Annotated in this window: 23 protein-coding genes; 6 read left to right on the top strand and 17 right to left on the bottom strand. The window is 70.2% G+C overall.

Annotated features, from left to right (window positions below; translation table 11 throughout):
- Positions 1 to 15 precede the first annotated feature (15 nt).
- From ACFQY2_RS09850 to ACFQY2_RS09890, 9 genes are all read right to left on the bottom strand, one after another.
- The gene (locus ACFQY2_RS09850) at positions 16 to 963 is read right to left on the bottom strand and encodes an SDR family oxidoreductase (RefSeq protein WP_378745599.1); all 948 of its coding nucleotides are present in this window, start codon (positions 961 to 963) and stop codon (positions 16 to 18) included.
- Positions 960 to 1940: a bile acid:sodium symporter family protein gene (locus ACFQY2_RS09855; protein ID WP_378745600.1), complete on the bottom strand. Its 981-nt coding sequence runs from the start codon at positions 1938 to 1940 to the stop codon at positions 960 to 962. The genes ACFQY2_RS09850 and ACFQY2_RS09855 overlap by 4 nt, the downstream gene beginning before the upstream one ends.
- Positions 1937 to 3208 carry a flavin-containing monooxygenase gene (locus ACFQY2_RS09860; RefSeq protein ID WP_378745601.1) on the bottom strand — a complete coding sequence of 424 codons (1272 nt, stop codon included), beginning with the start codon at positions 3206 to 3208 and terminating at the stop codon, positions 1937 to 1939. The genes ACFQY2_RS09855 and ACFQY2_RS09860 overlap by 4 nt, the downstream gene beginning before the upstream one ends.
- A gap of 154 nt (positions 3209 to 3362) precedes the next feature.
- On the bottom strand, positions 3363 to 4523 hold the full coding sequence (locus ACFQY2_RS09865) for a mannitol-1-phosphate 5-dehydrogenase (protein WP_378745602.1): 1161 nt from the start codon (positions 4521 to 4523) through the stop codon (positions 3363 to 3365).
- Positions 4523 to 4966: a PTS sugar transporter subunit IIA gene (locus tag ACFQY2_RS09870; RefSeq protein ID WP_378745603.1), complete on the bottom strand. Its 444-nt coding sequence runs from the start codon at positions 4964 to 4966 to the stop codon at positions 4523 to 4525. Before ACFQY2_RS09870 ends, ACFQY2_RS09865 begins: the two co-directional genes overlap by 1 nt.
- The gene (locus ACFQY2_RS09875) at positions 4963 to 6507 is read right to left on the bottom strand and encodes a PTS mannitol transporter subunit IICB (protein ID WP_378745604.1); all 1545 of its coding nucleotides are present in this window, start codon (positions 6505 to 6507) and stop codon (positions 4963 to 4965) included. The genes ACFQY2_RS09870 and ACFQY2_RS09875 overlap by 4 nt, the downstream gene beginning before the upstream one ends.
- A gap of 47 nt (positions 6508 to 6554) precedes the next feature.
- Complete coding sequence (gene ptsP / locus ACFQY2_RS09880; protein WP_378745605.1) at positions 6555 to 8210, bottom strand: phosphoenolpyruvate--protein phosphotransferase; 1656 nt, start codon at positions 8208 to 8210, stop codon at positions 6555 to 6557.
- The gene (locus ACFQY2_RS09885; RefSeq protein ID WP_378745606.1) at positions 8207 to 8485 is read right to left on the bottom strand and encodes an HPr family phosphocarrier protein; all 279 of its coding nucleotides are present in this window, start codon (positions 8483 to 8485) and stop codon (positions 8207 to 8209) included. The genes ptsP and ACFQY2_RS09885 overlap by 4 nt, the downstream gene beginning before the upstream one ends.
- On the bottom strand, positions 8482 to 8805 hold the full coding sequence (locus tag ACFQY2_RS09890) for a PTS sugar transporter subunit IIB (protein WP_378745607.1): 324 nt from the start codon (positions 8803 to 8805) through the stop codon (positions 8482 to 8484). The genes ACFQY2_RS09885 and ACFQY2_RS09890 overlap by 4 nt, the downstream gene beginning before the upstream one ends.
- Positions 8806 to 8954: 149 nt before the next feature.
- Here ACFQY2_RS09890 and ACFQY2_RS09895 point away from each other — a divergent pair, with 149 nt between their 5' ends.
- Complete coding sequence (locus tag ACFQY2_RS09895; RefSeq protein WP_378746154.1) at positions 8955 to 10871, top strand: BglG family transcription antiterminator; 1917 nt, start codon at positions 8955 to 8957, stop codon at positions 10869 to 10871.
- Between the two features lie 20 nt (positions 10872 to 10891).
- Here ACFQY2_RS09895 and ACFQY2_RS09900 read toward each other — a convergent pair whose 3' ends face one another.
- Genes ACFQY2_RS09900 through ACFQY2_RS09910 form a run of 3 tightly spaced genes read right to left on the bottom strand, consistent with a single transcriptional unit; the run spans position 10892 to position 13667 of the window.
- Positions 10892 to 11158, bottom strand: coding sequence for an HPr family phosphocarrier protein (locus ACFQY2_RS09900; RefSeq protein WP_378745608.1), 267 nt, complete (start codon positions 11156 to 11158; stop codon positions 10892 to 10894).
- Positions 11155 to 12834, bottom strand: coding sequence for a phospho-sugar mutase (locus ACFQY2_RS09905; protein ID WP_378745609.1), 1680 nt, complete (start codon positions 12832 to 12834; stop codon positions 11155 to 11157). Before ACFQY2_RS09905 ends, ACFQY2_RS09900 begins: the two co-directional genes overlap by 4 nt.
- A complete protein-coding gene (locus ACFQY2_RS09910; protein WP_378745610.1) occupies positions 12834 to 13667 on the bottom strand; it encodes a purine-nucleoside phosphorylase in 834 nt (277 codons plus the stop codon). The genes ACFQY2_RS09905 and ACFQY2_RS09910 overlap by 1 nt, the downstream gene beginning before the upstream one ends.
- Before the next feature lie 45 nt (positions 13668 to 13712).
- Here ACFQY2_RS09910 and ACFQY2_RS09915 point away from each other — a divergent pair, with 45 nt between their 5' ends.
- A complete protein-coding gene (locus tag ACFQY2_RS09915) occupies positions 13713 to 15161 on the top strand; it encodes an NAD(P)H-quinone dehydrogenase (RefSeq protein WP_378745611.1) in 1449 nt (482 codons plus the stop codon).
- A 117-nt stretch (positions 15162 to 15278) separates the two neighbouring features.
- Here ACFQY2_RS09915 and ACFQY2_RS09920 read toward each other — a convergent pair whose 3' ends face one another.
- Both ACFQY2_RS09920 and ACFQY2_RS09925 read right to left on the bottom strand, forming a co-directional pair.
- Positions 15279 to 17048 (bottom strand): acetyl/propionyl/methylcrotonyl-CoA carboxylase subunit alpha, encoded by a 1770-nt coding sequence (locus ACFQY2_RS09920; protein ID WP_378745612.1) that lies wholly within the window; start codon positions 17046 to 17048, stop codon positions 15279 to 15281.
- A gap of 91 nt (positions 17049 to 17139) precedes the next feature.
- Positions 17140 to 17787 (bottom strand): Maf family protein, encoded by a 648-nt coding sequence (locus tag ACFQY2_RS09925; RefSeq protein WP_378745613.1) that lies wholly within the window; start codon positions 17785 to 17787, stop codon positions 17140 to 17142.
- A 34-nt stretch (positions 17788 to 17821) separates the two neighbouring features.
- Here ACFQY2_RS09925 and ACFQY2_RS09930 point away from each other — a divergent pair, with 34 nt between their 5' ends.
- From ACFQY2_RS09930 to ACFQY2_RS09945, 4 genes are read left to right on the top strand one after another with little or no spacing between them, the layout of a single operon-like run.
- Complete coding sequence (locus ACFQY2_RS09930) at positions 17822 to 19054, top strand: class I SAM-dependent RNA methyltransferase (RefSeq protein ID WP_378745614.1); 1233 nt, start codon at positions 17822 to 17824, stop codon at positions 19052 to 19054.
- 30 nt (positions 19055 to 19084) lie between these two features.
- Positions 19085 to 19744: a response regulator gene (locus tag ACFQY2_RS09935; RefSeq protein ID WP_378745615.1), complete on the top strand. Its 660-nt coding sequence runs from the start codon at positions 19085 to 19087 to the stop codon at positions 19742 to 19744.
- A complete protein-coding gene (locus ACFQY2_RS09940; protein WP_378745616.1) occupies positions 19737 to 20969 on the top strand; it encodes a sensor histidine kinase in 1233 nt (410 codons plus the stop codon). Before ACFQY2_RS09935 ends, ACFQY2_RS09940 begins: the two co-directional genes overlap by 8 nt.
- Positions 20966 to 21967, top strand: coding sequence for a hypothetical protein (locus ACFQY2_RS09945; RefSeq protein ID WP_378745617.1), 1002 nt, complete (start codon positions 20966 to 20968; stop codon positions 21965 to 21967). The genes ACFQY2_RS09940 and ACFQY2_RS09945 overlap by 4 nt, the downstream gene beginning before the upstream one ends.
- A gap of 281 nt (positions 21968 to 22248) precedes the next feature.
- Here the strand turns inward: ACFQY2_RS09945 and ACFQY2_RS09950 are convergent, their stop codons facing one another.
- The 3 genes from ACFQY2_RS09950 to ACFQY2_RS09960 form a co-directional block, all read right to left on the bottom strand.
- The gene (locus ACFQY2_RS09950; protein ID WP_378745618.1) at positions 22249 to 22467 is read right to left on the bottom strand and encodes an acyl-CoA carboxylase subunit epsilon; all 219 of its coding nucleotides are present in this window, start codon (positions 22465 to 22467) and stop codon (positions 22249 to 22251) included.
- A gap of 13 nt (positions 22468 to 22480) precedes the next feature.
- Entirely contained in the window at positions 22481 to 24079 is a 1599-nt protein-coding gene (locus ACFQY2_RS09955) for an acyl-CoA carboxylase subunit beta (RefSeq protein WP_378745619.1), read from the bottom strand.
- A gap of 101 nt (positions 24080 to 24180) precedes the next feature.
- Positions 24181 to 24747, bottom strand: a complete 567-nt coding sequence (locus ACFQY2_RS09960) for a hypothetical protein (protein ID WP_378745620.1) — start codon at positions 24745 to 24747, stop codon at positions 24181 to 24183.
- Between the last annotated feature and the right edge of the window lie 207 nt (positions 24748 to 24954).

Here is a 24954-nt window from a genome sequence, read left to right on the forward strand (position 1 = left end):
GCCGGCTCACGCCGATCACCGCCGTGCGACGCCGGGGTGCGTGCGCAGGTACTCCTCGAAGGCTTCCTGCGAGGTGAGCTTCGGCATGTAGCCGAACTCCTCCTTGAGGCGACGATTGGCCAGCACGGGCCGGTAGCGGAGGAAGATCACCTTCTCGGGACCGTGCTCGGTCAGGTGCAGGAACCGTCCCACCCGCAGTGCGGTCGCGAGCGCCCGCGCCGGGACGGTCAGCATCCGCTTGCCGAGCCGCTCTGCGATCTCGGGGACCGTCAGGCGCCCGTCTCCGGCGACGTTGTAGATCCCGGCCGGGCCGTCGACCGCCGCGCGCACCATGGCGCCGGCGACGTCGTCGACCCACACGAACACGAACGGCGAATCCGATCCGGCGACGCGCAGCACCCGTGGACCGTCCCACAGCGCGGTGATCTGGTTGCGCACAGTCGGGCCGAGGATGGTGCCGATCCGGAAGATCACCTGCTCCAGCTGCGGGTGCTCCGCGCGCGCCGCCGCGAGCATCTCCTCGACCAGACGCTTGTGCTTCGAGTACGGGAAGACGTCGTTGCCGCGGAGCGGATCCTGTTCGTCGATCCACTCGGCGTTGTCGGCGTGGTAGCCGTAGGCGGCGCCGGAGCTGGACACGACGATGCGGCCCACCCCGGCCGTGATGCACGCGTCGAGCACGTGCGCGGTGCCCTCCACATCCACCCGGTACTCCAGCTCCGCGTCGCGGCCCGGGTTCACGATGGCGGCGAGGTGCACGACGGTGTCGATCCGGTGCCGTCGCAGCACGGGGCCGAGAGCGGCGGCATCCGTGACGTCGACACGCTCCGAGATGACCCCGGGGACGGTGGAATCCCGCAGGTCGCCGCTGACGACGACGTCGATCGCGGGATGCTCGGCGAGGAGCCCGGTCACGTGGGATCCGAGGAATCCGGCGCCGCCGGTGACGAGCACGCGGCTCACCGCGGGCCCTCCACCGGAGCATCCGTCGTGCTGTCCGCCGCCGCGTGCGGGGACGCGTCGCCCTGGAGGGAGCCGGTGCGTCGTCGCGTGTGCCTCGCCCAGAGGGTCGCGACGGTGAGGCCGGCGATGATGTCCCAGATGCCCCACCAGCCGGCGACGACGGCCATGCCGCCGAGCCCGCCGAAGAAGGCGAAGATCAGGCCGAGCCCCAGCCCGGCGTTGCGGATTCCGACCTCGAAGGTCATCGCCTTGCGCTCGCGGGTGCCCAGTCGCCCGATGACGGCCGTGGTGTAGCCGATGCTGAGCGCCACGGCATCGTGCACGGCCACGACGACGAGCACGGTACCGATGACGCTGACGAACACCGCCCAGTTCCCTGCCAGCGCGCCGACGATGAACCCGACCAGGGCGATCAGGCTGAACCAGCGCACGAACGGCTGCACCCGCCGTGCGAAGGAGGGCATCCAGGTCCGCAGCAGCAGGCCGGCGGCGAACGGCACGCCGATGATCAGGACGATCTCCAGGAGCATCTGCCACGGGTTCAGGGCGACGGCGTGCAGCAGCTGCCGGCCGGTGGGATGCAGTGAGCCCCAGAACGCGATGCTGATCGGCATCGCGACGATGTAGAGCAGGTTGCCCACCGCGGTCATCGACACCGACAGCGCCACGTTGCCGCCGGAGCGGTGGGTGAGGACCTGCGAGATGTTCCCCGGCGGGCAGCAGGCGACGACGATCATCCCGAGCGCCATCGAGGCCGATACGGGCAGGACCAGGGTCAGGCCGAACGTCACGGCCGGCAGGACCACCAGCTGGGCGAGGATCGCGATGACGAACGGCTTGGGGTGCTTGAGCACCACCGTGAAGTCCGCCGGCTTGGTGTCCAGGGCGATCCCGAGCATGATCAGCCCCAGCACCACGTTCAGGATCAGCAGCGTGCCCGGCGTGAAGTTGAGCACCAGGTCGTCGAAGTCCATCATGCCTCCAGGCTGCGCGTCGCGGCCCGCACCGCCGAGCGGTACGCGTCCTTGTTCACGTAGTACGACATCCGATCCAGACCCAGGTAGCGGTAGCCGCCGGTGGTGTCCGGCCACGGCTGCCCGGTGACGCGGGAGCGGAAGGCGGACGCGGAGGCCGAGTCGGCGGCGAGGTACGCGGCCAGCATCCGGGCCTGCTCGTACCTGCCCTGCCAGCCGAGGCCGGACGCCTCGACCATCCCCATCATGTACAGGCCGTTGAACGAGGGAGGGAAGACGTTCAGGAACAGCTTCGGCGACGCGCCCTGCCAATGCAGATGCTCACGGTCGACGAACGGGTAGTCGAGCCGGTAGCCCGTCGCCAGGAGGATCAGGTCGTAATCGCCGGAGGACCCGTCGCGGAAGTGCACGGTGCTTCCGTCGAAGCGGTCGATGTCCGCCCGGATGCGCAGATCGCCCTGGCCGAGGTGGTTCAGGATGAGCGTGTTCACGATCGGATGCGACTCGTAGATGCGGTAGTCCGGTCGGGGGAAGCCGAAGCGCACGGGGTCGCCGGTGAACGCCCTGAGCACCCGCGTGTCGACGAACTGCTTGAGGCGCGCGGGCAGCGGGCGGCCCTGGTTCAGAGTGTCGCTGGGCCTTCCGAACAGGTAGCGCGGGACGAAGTAGTAGCCGCGGCGCACGCTCATGTCCACGGCGGCGGCGTGGTGGACGGCGTCGACCGCGATGTCGCAGCCGGAGTTGCCCGCGCCGATGATGAGCACCCGACGGCCGCGCAGCTGTTCGGCGCTCTTGTAGCGGGAGGTGTGCATGATCTCGCCGGCGAACTCGCCGGGGAAGGCGGGAGAGTTCGGCTCGGCCAGAGTGCCGTTGGCGAGGATGACGCCGTCGTACCGCTGCGGCTGGAGGCCGTCGCTCTGCACGGACCAGCCGCCCTCGGGGGACGGGTCGACACGGGTGATCCGCGTGTCGAAGCGGAACAGCTCGCGCAGGGCGAAGGCGTCGGCGTAGTCGTCGAAGTAGGACTTGAGCACCCGGTGGCCCGGATAGTCGGCGGTCGAGTCCATCGGGAACTCGGTGAACTCTGTGGTGGTGCGCGAGGAGATCAGGTGCGCGGATTCGTACATCGTGCTGCGGGGGTTGCCGATGTCCCAGAGGCCTCCGACGCCGGAGGACGCCTCGAAGCCGTCCACGTGGATGCCTCGCTGCTGCAGTGCTCGTGCTGCGGCGAGGCCCGACGGGCCTGCGCCGATGAGGGCGATTCTGCTCATTGCTCTCCCGTGCACGACGTCGTGCTCGATCAGGGTTCGGGTGCTTCCGATCGTAGTGAGTTTCTGCGCAGATCTGGAACTCCGGCTCAGGCGTCGAGGGACGCAGTCGCACCGGCTGGCGCGGCGGAACCCGGCGCCCGAGCCGGACCCGGTGCTAGAGCGAACCGGCGACGTCCGCGGCTCGCGCCGCGAACGCGTCACGCACCGCGGGGAACAGCGGATGCTGCGCCCCGAGCCCCGTCACATCGGCGGCCAGCGTCGTCGGATCGTCGGTGCGCAGGCGCCGCTGCAGCTCGACCGACTGGTCGTCCTCGGGGTCGTCGAAGGCCAGCGCCGCGGACACCGCGACGAGCAGCCCCTCCACGCTCAGACCGCGCTCGGAGGCCTCGGCGGCCGGCCCGATGAAGCGCTCGTGGCGGGAGAGCTTGCGCAGCGGCTGGCGGCCCACCCGCCAGACGGTGTCGGGCAGGGCCGGGTTCGCGAAGCGGCGCAGGATGGTCGCACGGTACTCGGCGAGCTCCTGCGGGTCGAGTCCGTGCTTGGCCGACAGCAGCGCGGAGGTCTCCTCGAGCGCTGCCGCCACGCGCGCGGCGATCGTCTCGTCGGCGAGGGCGTCGGAGATGCGCTCGATGCCCGCCTGAGCACCGAGGTACGCGGTGGTGGCGTGCCCGGTGTTGACCGTGAAGAGCTTGCGCTCGATGTACGGTGCGAGGTCGTCCACGAAGTGCGCACCGGGAATGCTCGGCGGGTTGTCGCCGAACGGTCCGCGCTCGATCGCCCACTCGAAGAACGGCTCCACGGTGACGTCGATGCCACCGTTTTCCGGCTGGCCGGGGACGATCCTGTCCACGGCGGTGTTGGCGAACACCGCCCGGCCGGCGAGGACTCCCCACTCCTCGCCGGCGCGTGCGATGATCTCCTGCCTGAGCAGGTCGGTGGCGCCGATCGCGTTCTCGCACGCCATGATCTGCAATGGCGCGGACCCCTCATCCCGGCGGCGGAGCGCGTCGACGATGGGCGCGGCGACGAAGCGCAGCACCGTGGGCCCGACGGCGGTGGTCACCACATCGGCATCCGCGATCTCGGCGATGAGGCCCTCGGGGTCCTCGGCGCTGTTGATCGCTCGGAAGCCGTTGACCACCGTGTCGGAGCCGCCGTCGCCCACTTCGTGCACCGTGTAGCTGTCCGCCGCGTTGATCGCGTCGACGAGCCCGGCCGCGACGTCGGAGAACACCAGTTCGTAGCCGCCTTGATGCAGCAGGAGTCCGACGAAGCCGCGACCGATGTTTCCGGCGCCGAAGTGGACGGCTCTCATTACTCGTTCACCCCTTCATTGACCGCGGAGAGAAGGTCGAACAGCTCTTCACGGGTGGCGGCGGCGTTCAGCCTGGCCACGTCATCGTCGTCGGAGAAGAGGATGGCGATCTGAGAGAGGATCTCCAGGTGCTCGCCGTCCTTCCCGGCGATGCCGATCACGAACGTCGCCCGCTCACCGTCCCAGTCCACGCCGCCGTCGTAGCGCACCACGCTGAGGGCCGAGCCGAGCACGGCGTCCTTGGCGTCGTTGGTGCCGTGCGGGATGGCCAGGCCGTTGCCCATGTATGTGGACACCGCTTGCTCCCGGTCGTGCATGGCCTGCAGGTAGTCGGTCGTGACGGCTCCGGCCGCGACGAGGACGTCGGCGGCCTCCTTCAGAGCCTCATCACGGCTGGCGCCTGCGGGGTGGATGCGGACGCGATCGAGTGTGAGAACGCTCATTTCTCCTCCTCCTGATTTCGGACCATCTCCACGACCTCGTCGTACTTCGGCGAGTTCATGAAATTGTCGACCGACACGTGCACGGAGTCGGGCGACATGGACTTCGCGCGGTCGGTCAGCTGCTGCTGGGTGATGACCAGGTCGGCGGTGCCGTCGAGGTTCGCGATCGCCGCGTTGGTGACCGTGACACCCTCGATGCCCGCCTTCTTGATCTTGTTGCGGAGCACGCTCGCGCCCATCGCCGATGAGCCCATGCCGGCGTCGCAGGCGAACACGATGTTCTGGATGTGGCGCGTGGCCACGGCCGTGGGGGTCGTCGCGGAGGAGGCCAGGTTCGAGAGCGTGCTGGAGGACTTGCCCTTGTTGCTCTCGGTCTGTGCGATCGCGGCGGCGAAGGCGGCGTCACCGGTGGCGTCGGCGGCCAGATCGCGCTTGCGGCTGGCGAGCAGGAACGGCATGCAGACCACGAACGTCACGACCGCGGCCAGGATGACCGACAGGATGACACCGAGGTGGCTTCCCGGTGCGGTCTGGAACAGCACCGCGAAGATCGAGCCCGGAGCTGCCGGTGCGACGAGACCGGACCGGAAGATCACATTCGTCAGCACGCCCGTGGCGCCACCGGCGATGAGCCCCACGATCAGGATGGGCTTGGCGAGGACGTAGGGGAAGTACACCTCGTGGATTCCGCCGAGGAACTGGATCACTGCGGCACCCGGTGCCGTGGCTCGCGCCGCGCCCACGCCGAAGACGGTGATCGCCATCAGCAATCCGAGGCCGGGGCCGGGGTTCGCCTCGATGAGGAACAGCAGGCTCTTGCCGGTCTGCGAGGACTCATCCGTGCCGAGCGGGGTGAACACGCCGTGGTTGATGGCGTTGTTGAGGAACAGCACCTTCGCCGGCTCGACGATGATGCTTGCCAGCGGCAGCAGACTGGTCTCCACCAGCCAGCCCACGGCGTTGCCGAGGATCTCGGTGATCCACTCCATCACAGGGGCGAGCCAGAAGAAGGCCGCGAGCGAGGCGAAGAACGCCACGAAGCCCGCCGAGAAGTTGTCGACCAGCATCTCGAATCCGGGCTTGATCTTGCCCTGCCACGGCTTCTCCACCCACTTCAGGATGAGCGCCGTGAGGGGGCCGGCGATCATGGCGCCGAGGAACATGACCGTTCCCTCTGCCCCGATGATCACGCCGAAGGCGGCGACCGCGCCGACCACGCCACCGCGGTGCCCATGCACCATGCGACCACCGGTGAACGCGATCAGGAGCGGCAGCAGGTAGTTGATGATGGGACCGACCAGGCCGGTGTAGTCGACATCGCCGATGGTGCCGCCGCCGAGGATGGCGGAGTCGGCCCAGCGCCAGGACTCGATCGGGCCGTCGTTGCCGACCCAGCCCTTGTCGATGAAGAGGGCGGTGATGATGCCCCAGGCGATGAAGGCGGCGATGTTCGGCATGATCATGCCGGACAGGAAGGTGCCGAATCTCTGCACTCGGACGCGGGCTCCGCCCTGCGTCGTCGCGGGTGACGTCGTCGTCATGATGTCATCTCTTTCTTGTTTCGGGTGGGTTGTCGGGTCGGGGGCAGTCAGTTCTGGGACGCCGTCTGCGCTGCGGCGCGGGCACTGTCGGCGTCGTCCGCCTCCAGTGCGGCGGCGGCGATGCGTCTGGCGTCGTCGAGACTGTGCTGCGCGATGGAACGGCGCACGTCGGAGAGGGCGGCGGGCGCCATCGAGAGGCTCGTCGCGCCGAGGCCGACCAGCACCACGGCCAGCAGCGGATCGGCCGCGGCCTCGCCGCAGATGCCGACGGGCTTGCCGGTGCGGGCGCCGGCGTCGCCGACCTCCCGCACGAGGCGCAGCACCGCCGGGTGCCACGGATCCTGGAACGAGGCGACCGAGCCGAGCAGGCGATCGGCGGCCATCGTGTACTGGGTGAGGTCGTTGGTGCCGATCGAGGCAAAATCCGCGTGCGCGAGCACTCTGTCTGCCAGCAGTGCGCTCGCCGGAACCTCGACCATCACTCCGGCGGTCTTCAGCCCGTACTCGCGTGCCAGCGCGGTGAAGTAGGCGGTCTCCTCCACGGTGGTGACCATCGGCGCCATGACCCAGAGGTCCGCCGAGGTGGCGGCGTCCGCCTCCGCGAGCGCGGTGAGCTGCTCGCGGAGGATGTCCTCGCTGGCGCGCAGCGCGCGCAGCCCACGGAGCCCCAGGGCGGGGTTGTCCTCGTGGGCGTCGTTGAGGAAGGCGAGCGGCTTGTCGGCGCCGGCGTCCAGCATCCGCACGACGACCTTCTTGCCCTCGAACTGCTGCAGCAGCTCGATGTAGGTCGCGCGCTGCTGCTCGATCGTCGGCGCCTGCGAGGCCGACAGGAACAGGAACTCCGTGCGGAACAGGCCCACGCCCTCCGCGCCGCGTGCCACGGCGTCGGCGGCGTCGGCCGGCTTGCCGAGGTTCGCCAGCAGACTGATCGGCGTGCCGTCGGCGAGGGCGCCGGGGGAGACCGGGCCGGATTCCTCGGCGGCGCGGGCGGCGATGCGCTCGGCGACCGCGGTGAGCTCGGCATCGGAGGGCGCATCGTTGACGGTGCCGGATGCGGCATCGACGATCACCGTCTGCCCGTCGGTGAGCGAGGCGGCCTCGGCGGCGCCCACGACGGCGACGATGCCCTTCTCGCGGGCGAGGATGGCCGTGTGCGATGTCGGTCCGCCGTCCGAGGTGATCAGCGCGAGCACCTGGTCGAGCTTCAGCAGCGCCGTGTCGGCGGGGGCGAGGTCGCGGGCGACGAGCACGAAGGGATGACCGGGATCGGGCACGCCGGGAGCAGCGACGCCCTTCAGGTGTGCGAGCACGCGCTGGGCGATGTCCTCCAGGTCGGCGGCGCGCTCGCCGAGATAGCCGCCGACGGCCTCCAGCGTGGCGCGGAAGCCGGCGAAGGCGTCGTGCACCGCCCATTCCGCGGTGCTGCCGTCAGCGATGCGGGTGTCGATCTCGTCCATCAGCGTCGGGTCCTCGGCGATCATCGCCTGGGCCTCGAGCACCTCGGCGGCCGCGCCGCCGGCGGAGTCCGCCCGCTGCTGCAGGTCGGCGGCGACCGCTGAGACGGCCTCGCGCACGCGGGTGCGCTCGGCATCCGCTCCCGCTGTGCTGGTCTCCTGGGCCGGGGCGGGCAGCGCCTCCGACATCCGCACCACCGGTCCGGACGCGACGCCCTGACCGATCCCGACCCCGCGCAGGGTGCTCATGCCGCCTCATCGTGATCGGTCGTGAGCACCTCGGCGAGCGCGTCCAGCACGGCCTCGGCATCGTCGCCGTCGGCGGTGAGGACGACGTGATCGCCGAAGTCGATGCCCAGAGCGACGACGGCGAGGATGCTGGCGGCGTTGACGGCCTTGCCGGAGTCCTTGGCGATGGTCACCGGGATGCCGGCCTCCTTCGCCTTCTGCGCGAAGAGCTTGGCGGGACGGGCGTGCAGGCCGTGTGAGGATCCGACGCGGACGGTGCGGGAGGTGGCGGTCATGGTGTTTCCTTCCGGTCGTGCGGCGCGGACATCGCGTCGCGGACGATACGCAGCGTGCGGCTGCCGTCGAAATCGGTGAATGCGTCTGCGGGGAGGGTGACGACGTGCGCGCGCCCGTCGAGGGCGGCGCGGATGGTGTCGGCCCGATCGGCGAGGTGCGGCCCGACGAGCACCAGATCCACGCCCGCCGCGGCGAGGGCGGTGTGCTCGGTGCCCGACTCCGTCGACCACGCGAGGCCCGCGTCCCTGGCGGCCCTGGCGAGCCGCTGGGCGACGAAGGTGCTCGAGGCTCCGGCGCCGCAGACCACGAGAATCCGCATCGATCTTCCTTTCCACCCTCAGTGTGTCCGCGCTCTCAGCGTTCTTCCAGCAACGTTCCTTCCGCCCCTGCGGAACGGCGGTGTTCCGCCCGGCACGGCCGTCGGCTGGCATCATGGAGCGCAGGGTCGTCGATGAGGAAGGCGGGCGGATGTCGCGTCAGCGTCAGGATCAGCTGCTCGCCGTGCTTCTGCGGCAGGACTCGTGGGCGACCGCATCGAGCCTGGCCGATCAGCTCGGAGTGACGCCGCGCAGCATCCGCTCCTACGTCGCCGCGCTCAACGCGCGCACCGCGGGCGGCGACGCCGTCGAGTCCGGTCCGGCCGGGTACCGCGCAGGCGCGCACGCCGCGGACGCGGCCGTGACGCCGGAGTCGCTGGGCACTCCCCGGGCACGTCTGCACCGTTTGACCCGCGCCCTCATCGACGAGGCCGACGGCATCGACGTGTACGACACGGCGCTCGCGCTGCACGTGAGCGAGACCACGCTCGAGAACGACCTCGCTCGGGTGCGGGCCCTGCTCGACGGCGGAGACGTGCGGCTGGAACGCGACCGCGACCGGCTGCGGCTGCGAGGGGACGAGCAGTCTCTGCGCCGGCTGCTGAGCCGTCTCGCACAGGACGAGATGGATGCGGGCCCGCTGCGCGCCGACGCCCTGCAGCGGGCGCTCGCGCCCGAGGCGGTGCCGGCACGGGCGGTCGGGCCGTTCAAGGCCGATCTGGTGCGCGAGCTCGGCTCGCTCGGGTACTTCGTCAACGAGCTGGCGATCAGCGACGTGCTGCTGCACATCACCATCGCCGCGGAGCGCGTCGCGGTCGGGCGGGCCCTCGAGCAGCGCGCCGGGGTCGCCGACGACGCGACCACCGCCGTCGGCGAGGCGATCACCCGGCTCGCGCAACTCCATTTCGGTGTGGCGCTCGGCGACGGCGACCGCGAGCATCTGGCCGACCTGGTGCTGACGCGGGTCGTGACTCCGGGGGAGCGTGCGCAGCGGCGCGCGGGACGCAGCACGGATCCCGTGGTGGAGCAGGCCGTCCGCGCCGAGATCGAGCAGGCCGCGCGCGACTACCAGGTGGACCTGGTCGACGACGCCTTCATCGAGCGGCTGACGCTGCATGTGCAGAACCTGCTTCGTCGATCGCAGGAGCAGGCCTGGACCCGCAATCCGCTCACCCAGTCCCTCAAGGCGTCGTATCCGATGATCTTCGACGTGGCGGTCTCCGTGGCCAGCGGCCTGCACGACCGACTGGGAGTGCCGCTGCAGGAGGACGAGATCGCGTACATCGCGATGCACGTCGGCGGCCGGCTGGAGCGCAGCAGGGCGGCGGATGCCATCCTCAGCGCGACCATCGTGTGCCCGGGCTATCAGGAGCTCCAGGAGCTGCTGCGCTCCAGCGTGGACCGGTCACTGGGGCGACTCATCGAGGTCGTCCGGGTCGACACCAGCGTGGATCCCGACTGGGCGTCGCTGGACACGGACCTCGTGCTCAGCACGATCCCGGTGGCCGGCGCCGACGAACGGATCGTGCGCATCAACCCGTTCCTGGCCGAGGCCGACATCGAGCGGGTGCAGCAGGCCGCCGCGCGCATCCGCCGCTCACGGCGGCTGAGCAGGCTGCGCGAGGAGCTGCAGCGCTACTTCTCAGCGGATGCCTTCGTCGTGCCGGTGCCGGATGCGGGGGAGGAGGAGATCATCCGCCTCCTGGGCGGCCGGCTGGCAGCGGCCGGTCTCATCGGCGAGGACTACATCGAGAACACGATCGCCCGAGAGCGGATGTCCTCGACCGCGTTCACGGACGCCCTGGCCGTGCCGCACGCCCTCCAGATGACCGCACAGCGCACCGCGATCGCGATCGGCATCGCCGACGGCTCGGTGGCCTGGGGTGCAGGGCGGGTGCAGGTGATCGCGCTCGCCGCCTTCAGCGAGGGCGATCGCGACGCGTTCCAGACGGTCTTCGAGCAGCTCGTGGAGGTGTTCAGCGAGCGGGACAGCGTGCAGCGCATCGTGCGTCGCTCGAGCGGCTTCGATGAGTTCCTGGACGAGCTCGTGGCGGTCATCGACGGCTGAGGCTCGGTGCCGCCCGCGGATCAGGACGGGCTGAGCACGGCCTCCAGTGCGTCCAGCAGGGCGGGCGCCGCCGGCGAGTCGGCGACCTCGAGGGTCACCTCGTCGCCGGCGGCGATCGCGAGATCCATCACCGCGAGCACGCTGGAGAGGTCGGCGGTCGCGCCGGTGTCCGTGGACAGCACGACCGGTGAGCCGTGCGCCTGCACGAGGCGCGCCAGCTCCGCGACCGGACGCGCATGCGCGCCGTCGTCGACGCCGACCACGACGCGCCTGCGCAGCATGCTCATGTCCGCTCCGCGAGCAGCTCCCGAACGGCCCGTTCCAGCTCGGCGACCGCTGCCGCGGCGTCGGCGGCCGAGTCCGCGCGTGCATCGATGTAGACCTTGAGCTTGGGCTCGGTTCCGCTGGGGCGCACGACGACGCGCGACCCATCGGCGAGGCGGTAGCGCAGCACGTCGCCCACCGGCATCCCCGACTCGCCGCGTGAGAGATCGTCGACGTCCGCCACGCGGCGTGCGCCGAACGAGGACGGGTGCTGACCGCGCAGCGAGGTCATCATGTTCGAGATGATCGACACGTCCTCCACACGCAGCGACACCTGCCTGCTGGCGAAATGGCCGATCTCGGCGCCCAGCTCCTCGAGCAGCCCGGCGATCGTGGTGTCGCGCACGCGGGCCTCCGCGGCCAGCCCCAGCATCGCGACGGCTGCCGAGATCCCGTCCTTGTCGCGGACGGTGCCCGGGTTGACGAGATAGCCGAGTGCCTCCTCGAATCCGTAGACCATGCCCGGTGCGCGGGAGATCCACTTGAAACCGGTGAGGGTCTCGTGGAAGTCGAGACCGTATGCGGCGGCGAGAGCGCCGAGCCCCGGCGAGGACACCAGCGAGCAGGCCAGCGAGGCGCCCGGCGCGGCGGCGTCCCGCGCGGTTCGCGCGGCGCGCCAGCCCAGCAGGAGGCCGACCTCATTGCCGGTCAGGCGACGCCAGCCGCCCTCGGCGCTCGCATCAGGGATCGCCACCGCGAGCCGGTCGGCATCGGGGTCGTTGGCGATGACGAACTCGGCATCCGCGGTGCGCGCCCTGGCGAACGCGAGATCCATCGCGCCCGGCTCCTCCGGGTTCGGGAACGACACCGTGCGGAACGTCGGGTCCGGGTCGCGCTGCTCGTCGACGACGCGCGGCGCCGGGTAGCCGGCGGCCTTCACGACCCGGGAGAACGTCTCCCAGCCGACACCGTGCATCGCCGTGTAGACCCAGCGCATCTCCTGCACGCCGAATGGCGCGGGTGCGACGGCGGCCGTGGCGGCGACATAGGCGTCCACCACCTCTTCCCCCGCGAGCTCGTAGGCGGCGGAGCGGGGGAGCAGGCGGACGTCGCCGGCATCCGCCACCAGCTGGATGTGCGCGGCGATCTCGGCGTCGGCGGGTGCGACGATCTGCGAGCCGCCCTCGTCGCCGCCGAGGTACACCTTGTAGCCGTTGTCGTCCGGCGGGTTGTGGCTGGCGGTCACCATCACACCCGCGTCGGCGCCGAAGTGGCGCACGGCGAAGGCCAGCACCGGCGTCGGCAGCAGACGCGGCAGCAGGATGGCGCGCAGGCCGGCACCGGCGAACAGCTCCGCGGAATCGAGCGCGAACCGGCGCGAGTTGCGGCGTCCGTCGTATCCGATCACGACCGTGGGGCGCGTGGTGCGCGCAAGGAGGTAGCCGGCGAAGCCGGCGGCGGCCTGCGCGACCAGCACCCGATTCATGCGGTTGCTGCCGGCGCCGATCGCACCGCGCAGCCCCGCGGTGCCGAAGGCCAGCCGCGTCGTGAAGCGGTCATCCAGATCGGCGAGCGCGGCAGGGTCGCCGTTCGCCGCTCGGGTGATGATCGCAGCGAGCTCGTCGCGCGTCTCGGGATCGGGGTCCTGACGCAGCCACGCGCGGGCCTGGTCGAGGCGCTCGGGGGAGGGGGCGCTCATCACAGTGCCTCGATGACGCGGGCGAGCAGCGCGGAGATGACCGGCTCGGCCTCACGGCCTGCTTCGATGACCTCATCGTGGCTGAGCGGCGTCTTCTGGATGCCCGCGGCCAGGTTCGTGATGAGCGAGAAGCCGAGGACCTCCATGCCTGCCTCGCGGGCGGCGATGGCCTCGAGCGCCGTGGACATGCCCACGATGTCGCCGCCGATGCGCGCGGCCATCTGCACCTCGGCAGGGGTCTCGTAGTGCGGCCCGCGGAACTGCGTGTAGACGCCTTCGTCGAGGCTCGGGTCGACCGTGCGCGCGAGATCGCGCAGCCGCTGCGAGTACAGGTCGGTCAGATCGATGAACGTGGCGCCCTCCAGGGGGGAGTCCGCCGTCAGGTTGATGTGGTCGCTGATGAGCACCGGCTGGCCCGGCTTCCAGGTCTCGCGGATGCCACCGGCACCGTTGGTGAGCACCATGGTCCGCGCGCCCGTGGCGGCCGCGGTGCGCACGCTGTGCACCACCCGGCGCACCCCATGGCCCTCGTAGTAGTGCGTACGGGCGCCGATCACGAGCACGGCTCGCCCATCGGAGGCGCGGATGCTGCGCAGGGTTCCGACATGCCCTTCCAAGGCCGGGCGGGAGAACCCGGTCACCTCGGTGGCGGGGATCGTGGCGACGGTCTCGCCGATGAGTTCCGCGGCTCTTCCCCAGCCCGAGCCCAGGGTGAGGGCTATGTCGTGGTGGTCTACCCCAGTGAGGCGCGCGATGTCGGCGGCGGCCTGGGCGGCGACCTCGAAGGGGTTCGAGTCGGGGTCGTCGAGGGGGTGCGTGAGAGTGTCGTGCATGTGTCCACTCTAGGAAGGTGCCGGGCGCTCTGCCAGTACGGAAGAATGGAGGTCATGTCCCAGACTTCCTTCGCTAACAGGCAGAGTGTGGCCGTCCTCGGTGGCGGCCCCGGCGGCTATGAGGCAGCGCTCGCAGCCGCGCAGCTCGGCGCGGAGGTGACCCTGGTCGAGCGTCTCGGCGTGGGCGGCTCGGGAGTGCTGACCGACGTCGTGCCGTCCAAGAGCCTCATCGCCACGGCGGACGCCGCCGTCGCCATCTCCGAGGCGACCGACCTCGGGGTGCAGTTCTACGTGAAGGGCGAGGACGGAAAGCCGCTCAAGCCCCAGGTCGCCATCAACCTGGCGGCCGTCAACAAGCGTCTGCTCGCACTGGCGGGTCAGCAGTCCGAGGACATGAGGGCGACTCTTCTGGAGGCGGGGGTCCGCATCCTGTCCGGCCACGGCCGGCTCGAGGGCCCCAACGCGATCGTGGTGGCCACCGGCCCCGGCGGTACGGACTTCGACCGCGTCGAGGCCGACACGGTGGTGGTCTCCGTGGGCGCGTCGCCCCGGGAACTGGACTCGGCCAAGCCCGACGGAGAGCGGATCCTGACCTGGACGCAGCTGTACGACATGAAGGCACTGCCCGAGCATCTGATCGTGGTGGGCTCGGGCGTCACCGGCGCGGAGTTCGCCTCGGCCTATATGAACCTCGGCGCGCAGGTCACGCTGGTCTCCAGCCGCGATCAGGTGCTGCCCGGTGAGGATCGCGATGCGGCGAAGGTGCTCGAGAAGGTGTTCAAGCGCGGCGGCATGCAGGTGCTGTCCAAGTCCCGCGCGGCGAAGGTCGAGCGCACCGCCGACGGCGTCACCGTCACCCTGTCGGACGGCCGCACGGTCGAGGGCAGCCACTGCCTGATGGCGGTGGGCTCGGTGCCGAACACGGCCGGCATCGGCCTGGAGGACGCCGGCATCGAGCTGACCGAGTCCGGTCACGTGCGGGTCAACCGCGTGGCGCGCACCTCGGTGCCGAACGTGTACGCGGTCGGCGACTGCACGAACTTCTTCCCGCTGGCGTCGGTCGCCTCCATGCAGGGGCGCACCGCCGTCTTCCACGCCCTCGGCGACATCGTCATCCCGCTCGAGCTGCGCAAGATCACGGCGAACATCTTCACCGCTCCCGAGATCGCGACCGTCGGCTTCTCGGAGCAGGACATCGAGAACGGCCTGGCGGACGGCATCGCCTACAAGCTGCCGCTGGCCGCCAACCCGCGCGCCAAGATGATGGGCATCAAGGACGGCTTCGTCAAGGTCATCGCCCGAAAGGGGTCGGGTACGGTGATCGGCGGCGTGATCGTGGCGCCGAAGGCGTCCGAGCTGATCTATCCGCTGGCCATCGCCGTCGAGCGCCGGCTGAACGTCGATCAGGTCTCGCGCGTGTTCGCCGCCTACCCGTCGCTGTCCACCAGCATCACCGATGCGACGCGGGCCATGCACGTCGTGAACTTCGGCTAGTCAGGAGTCGCGGCCGATCCCTGGCCACGGCCGAGCCGCATAGCCCTCACCGAGAAGGCTCGGGAACCCGGTGGGGTGCCCGAGCCTTTCTCGTGGCTGGTCAGTCGGAGGTGGGGATCAGCTGATCGTGAGCAGCTGGTGCCCGGCCGAGACCGTCGTCCCGGCGGCGGCGCTGATGTTGCCGATCACGCCGTCCTTGTGCGCTTGCAGCGGCTGCTCCATCTTCATCGCCTCGAGCACGACGACCAGGTCGCCCTTGACGACCTGCTGGCCCTCCTCGACGGCCACCTTGACGATCGTGGCCTGCATCGGCGACTTCACCGCATCACCTGCGGCGCCGGAGTTCGCGCCGCCGGCGTGCGTGCGTCGCGACGGCGGCACGGCGGCAGGACGACCCGCCGTTCCCGCGACGGGGGCGGTCACCCGATCGGGCAGGCTGACCTCGAGGCGGCGTCCGCCCACCTCGACGACGACGGTGTGGCGGCCGGGCGCGACGGCGGGGTCCTCCAGCTCGCCGTCCCACGCGGGGATGTCGTTGACGAACTCCGTCTCGATCCAGCGCGTGTACACGCCGAACCGTCCGTCCTCGGCGGTGAACGCCGGCTCACGCACGACCTTGCGGTGGAACGGCAGCACGGTCGGCATGCCGGCGACCTCGAACTCGTCGAGGGCGCGGCGGGCCCGCTCCAGCGCCTGGGCGCGGTCGCGGCCGGTGACGATGATCTTGGCGAGCAGTGAGTCGAAGGCGCCCGAGACGGTGTCTCCCGCCGTCACGCCCGAGTCCAGGCGCACGCCGGGGCCGCCGAAGGTCTTGAAGATCTTGATCGGGCCCGGCTGGGGCAGGAACCCGCGGCCGGGGTCCTCGCCGTTGATGCGGAACTCGAAGGAGTGCCCGACCGGCTTCGGATCGTCGTAGTCGAGGGTGCCGCCGGCCGCGATGCGGAACTGCTCGCGCACCAGGTCGATGCCGGTCACCTCTTCGGACACGGGGTGCTCGACCTGCAGGCGGGTGTTCACCTCGAGGAAGGAGACCGTGCCGTCCGCGCCGATGAGGAACTCGCACGTGCCGGCGCCGACATAGCCGACCTCCTTGAGGATGGCCTTGGACGCCCGGTAGAGCTGGTCATTCTGCTCGTCGGTGAGGAACGGAGCCGGGGCCTCTTCCACGAGCTTCTGGTGGCGGCGCTGCAGCGAGCAGTCGCGGGTGGAGATGACGACGACGTTGCCGGCGGAATCCGCCAGGCACTGGGTCTCGACGTGGCGCGGCTTGTCGAGGTACTTCTCGACGAAGCACTCACCGCGGCCGAAGGCCGCGACGGCCTCGCGTGTGGCGGACTCGAACATCTCGGCGACTTCCTCGAGTTCGCGGGCGACCTTGAGGCCGCGACCGCCGCCGCCGTACGCGGCCTTGATCGCGATCGGCAGGCCGACCTGCTTCGCGAAGGCGACGACCTCGTCGGCGGTCTCGACAGGGCCCGGCGTTCCGGGGGCGAGGGGAGCGCCGACCTTCTCCGCGACATGACGCGCGGTCACCTTGTCTCCGAGAGCCTCGATGGCCTCGGGCGACGGCCCGACCCACGTCATCCCCGCAGCGATCACGGCGCGGGCGAACCCGGCGTTCTCGGCGAGGAATCCGTATCCGGGGTGCACGGCATCGGCGCCGGAACGCCGCGCGATCGAAAGGATCTTGCCGATCTGGAGGTAGGTGTCGGCGCTCGTGGTTCCCTCGAGGGCGTACGCCTCGTCGGCGAGGCGCGCGTGCATGGCATCGCGATCCTGGTCGGCGTACACGGCGACGGAGGAGATTCCGGAGTCCTGAGCGGCTCGGATGATGCGTACGGCGATCTCTCCGCGGTTTGCGACAAGGACCTTGGCGATGGCAGGCATGGGTTTCAGCCTAGCGAGTGCCGAGCCGATCCTTTTGACGACTCTCGACAAGAAATCCTCAGAAGTGTGGTCGCCACCGTATGAATCGGTGTCAGCGCGCGGTCCACAGCTCGGTCCAGACCACACCGAGCTCGCCGGCCAGCGACCGCAGTGTGGACAGTGACATGCCGACGACCGTGGAAGGGTCGCCCTCGACGCGGGTGATGAACGCCCCGCCCAGACTGTCGACGGTGAAGGATCCGGCGACGAGGAGCGGCTCGCCGCTGGCGATGTACGCGTCGATCTCGGCATCCGACACGTCGGCGGCGAACGCGACGCTCGCCTCCGCCACGGCCGATGCCTCGACGGGAGAGGCGTCCGGCCGCACCCGGAACACGCTGTGCCCGGAGTGGAGCACTCCGGTGGCGCCCCGCATCCGCTCCCAGCGCTCCCGAGCGACCTCGGCGGTGTACGGCTTGCCGTACACGCGGCCGTCCAGGGCGAACATCGAGTCGCCGCCGATGACGATGCCGTCGAAGTCCGGATGCTGTTCCTTCAGCCGCTCGACGACGTCGGCGGCCTTGGCCCTCGCGAGCAGCAGGACGAGCTCCTCGGGCGCCAGCGGCGCACCCCGACCGGCCTCTGCCGCGGTGCCCACGGCGTCCTCGTCGACCTGCGGGGCGAGGATCAGCGGCTCGATGCCGGCCTGTCGCAGCAGCATGAGGCGGGCGGGGGAGGTGGATGCCAGGCAGACGCGCATGATTCCACGCTATCCGGTGTGGGATCCTGGCAGGATGACCTCTTCGCAGCTCACGCTGGACCTCGACATCACCGGCATCGCGCACGGCGGCACTTTCATCGCCCGCCATGAGGGTCGGGTCGTCTTCGTGCCGGACGCGATCCCGGGCGAGCGGGTGCGGGTGCGCATCGCCGACCCGGGCTCGGATGCCGACGCCAAGCGCTTCTGGCGGGCCGAGACCCTCGAGGTGCTGGAGGCTTCGCCGCATCGCCGCCCGCACGTGTGGGCCGAGGCCGACGTCTCGCGCGCGCCGGAGGACCGGGTCGGCGGAGCAGATCTCGGGCACATCGAGCTGGGCGAGCAGCGCGTGCTCAAGCGCCGGGTGCTGCAGGAGGCTCTGGACAAGTTCGCCGGTCCCGGCATCGAGGCGCCCGAGGTGCAGGCAGTGGGCCCCTCGACGGGCTCGGGCGAGACCGGCGGTGACGGCACCGGCTGGCGCACGCGCATCTCGCTGCACGTGGACGCCGACGGGCGGGTCGGACCTTTCGCCGCGCGCAGCCATCGGGTGATCGATGTCGCAACGCTGCCACTGGCGCGTCCGGCGGTCGCCGAGGCGGCTTTCGCACTGCGTCCCCAGAAGCCCGGTCGCGTGGATCTCGTCGAGCCGGCGGACGGTCGCGTCCGGGTGCTTCCGCGACCCGAGGGGGCGCGACGCGGCAAGCAGGAGACGGTGTTCGAGGTCGTCGGCGGTCGCCGTTTCGCGGTCGACGTCAACGGGTTCTGGCAGGTGCACCCGAACGCGGCGGAGACGCTGCAGGACGCGGTGGGAGAGATGCTCGCGGGGCTCATCGACACCGATGCCACGCATTTCGACCTGTACGGCGGTGTCGGGCTGTTCGCCGCCACCCTGGGCGAGCACGGCGCGACGGACATCGTCACCGTCGAGTCCGATCGCCGGGCCACCGAGCACGCCGCCGCGAACCTTCGGGAGTTCGGCGCGCACGCGGTGACCGCCAGGGTCGATCGCTTCCTGGCTGGTCTTCCCGACACCACCCGGGCGGGCGCCGTGGTCCTGGACCCGCCGCGTGCGGGCGCGGGGCGCGGTGTGGTCGAGTCGATCCACGCGCTGAACCCCGAAGCGGTCGTGTACGTGGCCTGCGACCCGGTCGCGTTGGCACGCGATCTGGGCATGTTCCGCGGGCTGGGCTGGAGCACGGCGTCGCTTCGCGCCTTCGACCTGTTCCCGCACTCCCACCACTTCGAGGCGGTGGCGCTGCTCACGCGCTGAGCGCGCTCAGGCGAGCAGTAGGCTGGCGGCATGAGCACCGTCGCCCTCATCGACGACCACGAATCGGTACGTCTGGGACTCGAGGCCGCCTGTCTGCGCGACGGCGAGCAGAACGTCGTCTTCTCGGGCGCGACCGTCAAGGAGTACCTGGCCTGGCGATCGGCGACGCGGGCGCGACCCGCGGACGTCGTGGTGCTCGATCTCACGCTGGGCGACGGGACCACCGTCACCGAGAACGTGGCGACGCTCGTGGCGGACGGCGCCAGCGTCGTGATCCACAGCGTCGCCGACCGTCCCGCGGCGGTGCGCGAGGCGCTCGTCGCGGGTGCCGCGGGTGTGGTGAGCAAGTCCTCGGCATTGGATGACGTGCTGGACGCCATCCGCACGGTCGCGCGCGGCGAGGCCCTGAACAACGTCGAGTGGGCCAGCGCCGTCGACGGTGACCGGGAGTTCGCCGACGCCCAGCTGTCCACGCGCGAGCGGGAGGTGCTGCGGCTGTACGCGGCCGGGCTGCCGTTGAAGTCCGTGGCCGAGCGTCTGGGCGTGGCGTACTCCACGGCGAAGGAGAACATCACCCGGATCCGGGTGAAGTACGTCGACGTCGGGCGCCCCGCCCCGACCAAGGTGGACCTGCTGCGCCGCGCGATGGAGGACGGCATCGTCTCTGCGGACGGAGTGCCGAGTGCCTGAGGCCCGCAGCATCCGTGAGGCGTGGAGCAACATCCCGTCTCCGGGGGAAGTGGGAATGGGGCTGGAGCGGTTCACCGGCCAGCGCATGGAGCGCATCGTCGCGGTCGTCGCCGCCATCGGGTCGGCTGCGCTGGGCGTCCAGGCGATGCTGAGCGCCATCACGCGGTTGGAGAAGCTGGACGGCCCGCACCTGGCCATGATGATCATGGTGTTCGGCCCCCTGCTGTGGATGATCCTGGGGTGCGTGACCGGCCACTGGGTGAAGCAGGCGGCCGGCGCCTTCGCCGTCGCCTACGTGCTGGCTCTTCTGCTGTGGCCCTCCGTCGTCGAGCGCTCCTTGTCGGAGGCCGCCAGCCAGCCGTGGATCTTCTTCCTGGTGAATATCGGGGTGATCGCGGCGATGCTCGCCTTCGCGCCTCGACTGCAGTTCGCCTGGGCCGTGGGACTTCCGCTGGTCTACGGCTATGTGCGCCTCGAGCAGGGCGATTTCTCTCAGAGCTTCTGGATCACAACCGCCTTCGACGTGTCGTTCACGCTGATCCTCGGGATGGTGATCGTTTCCCTGGGGTGGATGTTCCGGCAGGTCGCGGCCGGTGTGGACGAGGCCAGATCCCGCGCCGTGGAGTCGTATGCGGCGGCGGCCGCGGCATCCGCAGCAGAGGAGGAGCGCGTGGCGATGGCCGCGCTGATGCACGACAGTGTGCTGGCCGCGCTGATCGCCGCCGAGCGCGCCGAGAGCGAGCGGGAGCGCACTCTGGCCGTGGCGATGGCACGGGAGGCTCTGACTCGCCTCGCCAACACCGAGGCGTCGATCGCGCAGGAGGGCAGCGACGAACCCGTGCAGCGCGCGCAGATCGTGGCGGAACTGCGGCGCACCCTCTCGGAGCACGGCGCGGATGCGGTGGTCGAGGAGCGCGGTGTCGAGGGGATGGTTCCCGGCCGCGTGGCCAGGGCCATCGTGCTGGCGGCTCGGCAGGCCGTCGGAAACGCCCTCGCGCATGCCGGTGGCCGCGGACTGCATGTGATCGTCGACTCGCCCGGAGGGGAGCGGCTGACCGTCCTCGTGCTCGATGCGGGGCCCGGGTTCGACCCGGACGCCATCGGTGAGGACCGGCTCGGCATCCGTGCGTCGATCGTGGCGCGGATGGCGGCGGTCGCCGGTACGTCCGAGATCAGGTCGGATGCCACCGGCACGACCGTCGAGCTGAGCTGGGAGCCGTCATGAGGCGCACCGTCCGCAGCATCACCACCGCGCTCGCGCTCGGTTTCGCGCTGTACTTCGCCGCCCGGGCGATCTGGTGGATCGAGCAGCCGCGTGGTCCGCTGTTCATGGTCGCCGCGATCGTGCTGTACCTGGCTGCGATCCTCACCGCGGTGCTCTCTTCGCAGGCCGCAAGCGCGCGAATGCCGATGGCGGCCGCGATACTCGCGCTGCTGACGAGCGCTGCGGTGCCGGCCCTGGTGACGCTCGCGCTGGATCCGGGCATGCGCGGTGCCCCGTTCGCGACCTGGTACATCGGGGCGACCGGCCTTCTCGCGGTGGTCTGCATCGTGCGACGCAACACGCTGATCGGGTGGATGATGCTGGGGGTGCTCATCGTCGCGGCGTCCATCTCGCTGGGGCTGGGCGAGGCGTTCACACTCGGACTGGTCGGATCGATCACGTGGGTGGTCGTGGCGCAGCTGCTGGTGCTGTTCTGGGATCGTGCTGTGCGCGACACGGAGCGCCTGGCGGACATCCAGCGGGCCGTGTCGGCCTGGCACGCGACGCAGCTGGTGCGTCAGCGCGAGAGGCGTGTGCGCGCCCAGCGGGCGCTCGCGATCGCGGGACCGCTGCTGACGCGCACGGTGGCTTCGCACGGCGAGCTGACCGAGCAGGAGAGGCTCGAGGCGCGTCTGGCGGAGGGCACCATGCGCGATGAGCTGCGCGGCGCCAGCCTGCTGAACGACGCGGTGCGCCAGGCGATCTCGGATGCCAGGGTGCGCGGCACCGTGGTGACCGTGTTCGACGAGGGCGGGCTGGAGGGCACGGACGAGCGGCGGCTCAACGAGATCCGGGACGAGCTCGCCGAGGTTCTCGCCCGCGCGCGTTCGAACCGCGTGATCATCCGAGCCGGTCGCGACGATGACATCGCCGTCACGGTGGTGGGGCGTGCGGCCGGCGGCTCGCATGATGACGACGCCGTCGATCTCTGGCACGCGATTCGCCGCGACGCGGACTGACCGGCTCGCGATAGCCTGTTCATCGAGGTGGGCTCGCAGAGCCCTGGTCACCCTGGTGAGAGTGGGCGAGGGGCGGCGAAGCCGCCCGCCCCTCGCCAGCGCGGATCAGTTACCCGAAAACTGTCCGCAAGGGGGCGGTACTGCGTCTGTCTACCCTGGGACAGAGCAGCCGCCTAACGCGAAGCGTTGGTATCAGTCTGGCGACTGGCCAGAGGTCTGTCTGTAGGTATTTCGGGGGACAAAGCGCACAGGTTCCGGCTGATCCCTCATCGGCTGGCGTCTCAGCCCGAGAAGCGACCCCAGGGGAGGTCGCGGCGCAGCGGCGTGCGCAGTCCCCGCTGCGTGCGCTGCCAGACGGAGATCCGCTTCTCGTCGGCGACCGCCTCGTCGCTCTCGCGGACGTAGGCGTCGCTGACGACCGCGAGAAGCGCTGCCAGCTCCTCTTCGGTGGGCGTGCCGCGCACGATCTCGATGCGGGGCGTCTCGTCCTGATCGCTCATGATGTCATCCCGCTCACAGCGGGATGTTCCCGTGCTTCTTGGGCGGCAGGTCGGCACGCTTGCCCTTGAGCGCGCGCAGGGACTTGGCGATGGCCACACGGGTGTTCGCCGGTTCGATGACGCCGTCGATCTCACCGCGCTCGGCGGCGAGGAAGGGCGAGGTCACGCTGTAGGTGTACTCGTTGGCGAGACGCGTGCGCACGGCGGCGACGTCTTCGCCGTTCTCCTCAGCCTTCTTGATCTCACCGCGGTAGAGGATGTTGACGGCGCCCTGACCCCCCATGACGGCGATCTCCGCGGTCGGCCAGGCGAGGTTGACGTCGGCGCCGAGCTGCTTGGAGCCCATCACGATGTAGGCGCCGCCGTAGGCCTTGCGCAGGATCACGGTGACCAGCGGAACGGTCGCCTCGGCGTAGGCGTAGATGAGCTTCGCGCCGCGGCGGATGACCCCGGTCCACTCCTGGTCGGTTCCCGGCAGATAGCCGGGCACGTCGACGAGAGTGACGATCGGGATGGAGAACGCGTCGCAGAACCGCACGAAGCGGCTCGCCTTCTCGCCCGCCTCGATGTTCAGGGTGCCCGCCATCTGCGAGGGCTGATTGGCGATGATGCCGACGGAGCGGCCCTCGACGCGGCCGAAGCCGATCACGATGTTCGGAGCGAACAGCGGCTGCACCTCGAGGAAATCGCCGGCGTCGACCACGTGCTCGATGACGGTGTGGATGTCGTAGGGCTGGTTGGCGGAGTCGGGGATGATCGTGTTCAGGCGCTGGTCGGCGTCCGTCGTCTCCCACTCGAAGTCCGACGCGTAGTCGGGCAGTTCAGCCATGTTGTTGTCGGGGAGGAAGCTGAGCAGCGAGCGCGCGTAGTCGATCGCGTCGTCCTCGTCGGAGGCGAGGTAGTGCGCGACACCGGAGCGGGTGTTGTGCGTGTAGGCGCCGCCGAGCTCTTCCATGCCGACGTCCTCGCCGGTGACGGTCTTGATCACGTCGGGGCCGGTGACGAACATCTGGCTGGTCTTGTCGACCATGATGACGAAGTCGGTGAGGGCGGGGCCGTAGACGGCACCGCCGGCGGCCGGACCCATGATGATGGAGATCTGGGGGATGACGCCCGAGGAGCGGGTGTTCATCTTGAAGATCTCGCCGTACTTGCTGAGCGCGAGCACGCCCTCCTGGATGCGGGCGCCGCCGGAGTCGAGGATGCCGACGACGGGCATGCCGCTGGTGAGGGCGAACTCCATGATCTTGATGATCTTGTCGCCCGAGACTTCGCCGAGCGACCCGCCGAAGGTGGTGAAATCCTGCGAGTAGACGGCGACCGTGCGGCCGTGGATGGTGCCGATGCCGGTGACGACGGAGTCGCCGTAGGGGCGGTTGCGGTCCATGCCGAAGGCCGTCGTGCGGTGGCGGACGTACTCGTCGAATTCGACGAAGCTGCCGGTGTCGACGAGCATCTCGATGCGCTCGCGGGCGGTCATCTTGCCTTTGGCGTGCTGCTTCTGCTGGGCGATCTTCTCGGGCTGGACGACGGCTTCGTCGAATCGAGCGCGAAGGTCCGCGATCTTGGCGGCCGTGGTCGAGAGGTCAGGGGTGTCCGTCACGGATTCCACCCTATCGTCGGGTGCGGCCGGGACGTTGGATGACGTCTACAACGGGGTCGGGAATCCTTTGGCTGGAGCCTCGGTACCCGGGTCCGGGAGGGATCAGGGCGTCAGCAGCCGGGTCCCGTCGGGTTCTCGGTGCAGGTGTGCGCGACGAGGGCGGTGCGGGCTTCGTAGATGCGGATGTCCTGGGTGGGGCCGGGGATCGTGAGGGTGCCGCTGATGGGGAACCAGCCGGCGCCGAGGTCGATCTCGGCCGTGTAGCTCGTGTCGGCGCGGGCGGTGTAGGTGCCGCGCTCGGCGTAGGTGTGGCTGGTGTCGGTCGGGGCGAACTGCGGCAGGTCGAGGTTCTTCCAGGTGTCGCCGCCGGTGTCTGCCGTGCGCGTCTCGCCGTCGCCGTAGTGGAAGGTGAACGACGCCGGCGTGAATCGTGCGGCGATCGCATAGCCGAACAGCGTGCCGTTGCGCGTGTGCACGGTGGCGTCGGCGGTGAAGTTGGTGGGCAGGCCGGCCACTCCGAGGTTGTCGGGTTCGCCGACGAGCTCGGCGGGTGCCGGGGCGAAGCTGGCGAGGTCGCTGATGGTGAAGGCGGGGGTGGCGGGCGTGCTGCCGTCCTCGGTCGGCTCGGCGTCCTTGGGCGTCAGGCGCAGGCACTCGTCGAGACTGGTCCATTCCACGCACCGGTTGTCGAACGGATGCGTCGGCTTCGGGGGAGGCGGCGTGAAGTCCACATCAGCGATCGGGTTGGTCCAGGTGTTGCCTGAATATTCGTGATCGCCACCGCCGCTTGATTCGCTTTGCTTTCTCTTGCCTGTGACGTCCACTTGATCGCCATTGTTCGTGCCAGAGCATGTCATGGTCGGGATGGGACATTGCGGTGGTTG

Origin of the sequence: Microbacterium sp. GCM10027623 (assembly GCF_042666935.1) — a bacterium.
Taxonomy (GTDB): domain Bacteria; phylum Actinomycetota; class Actinomycetes; order Actinomycetales; family Microbacteriaceae; genus Microbacterium.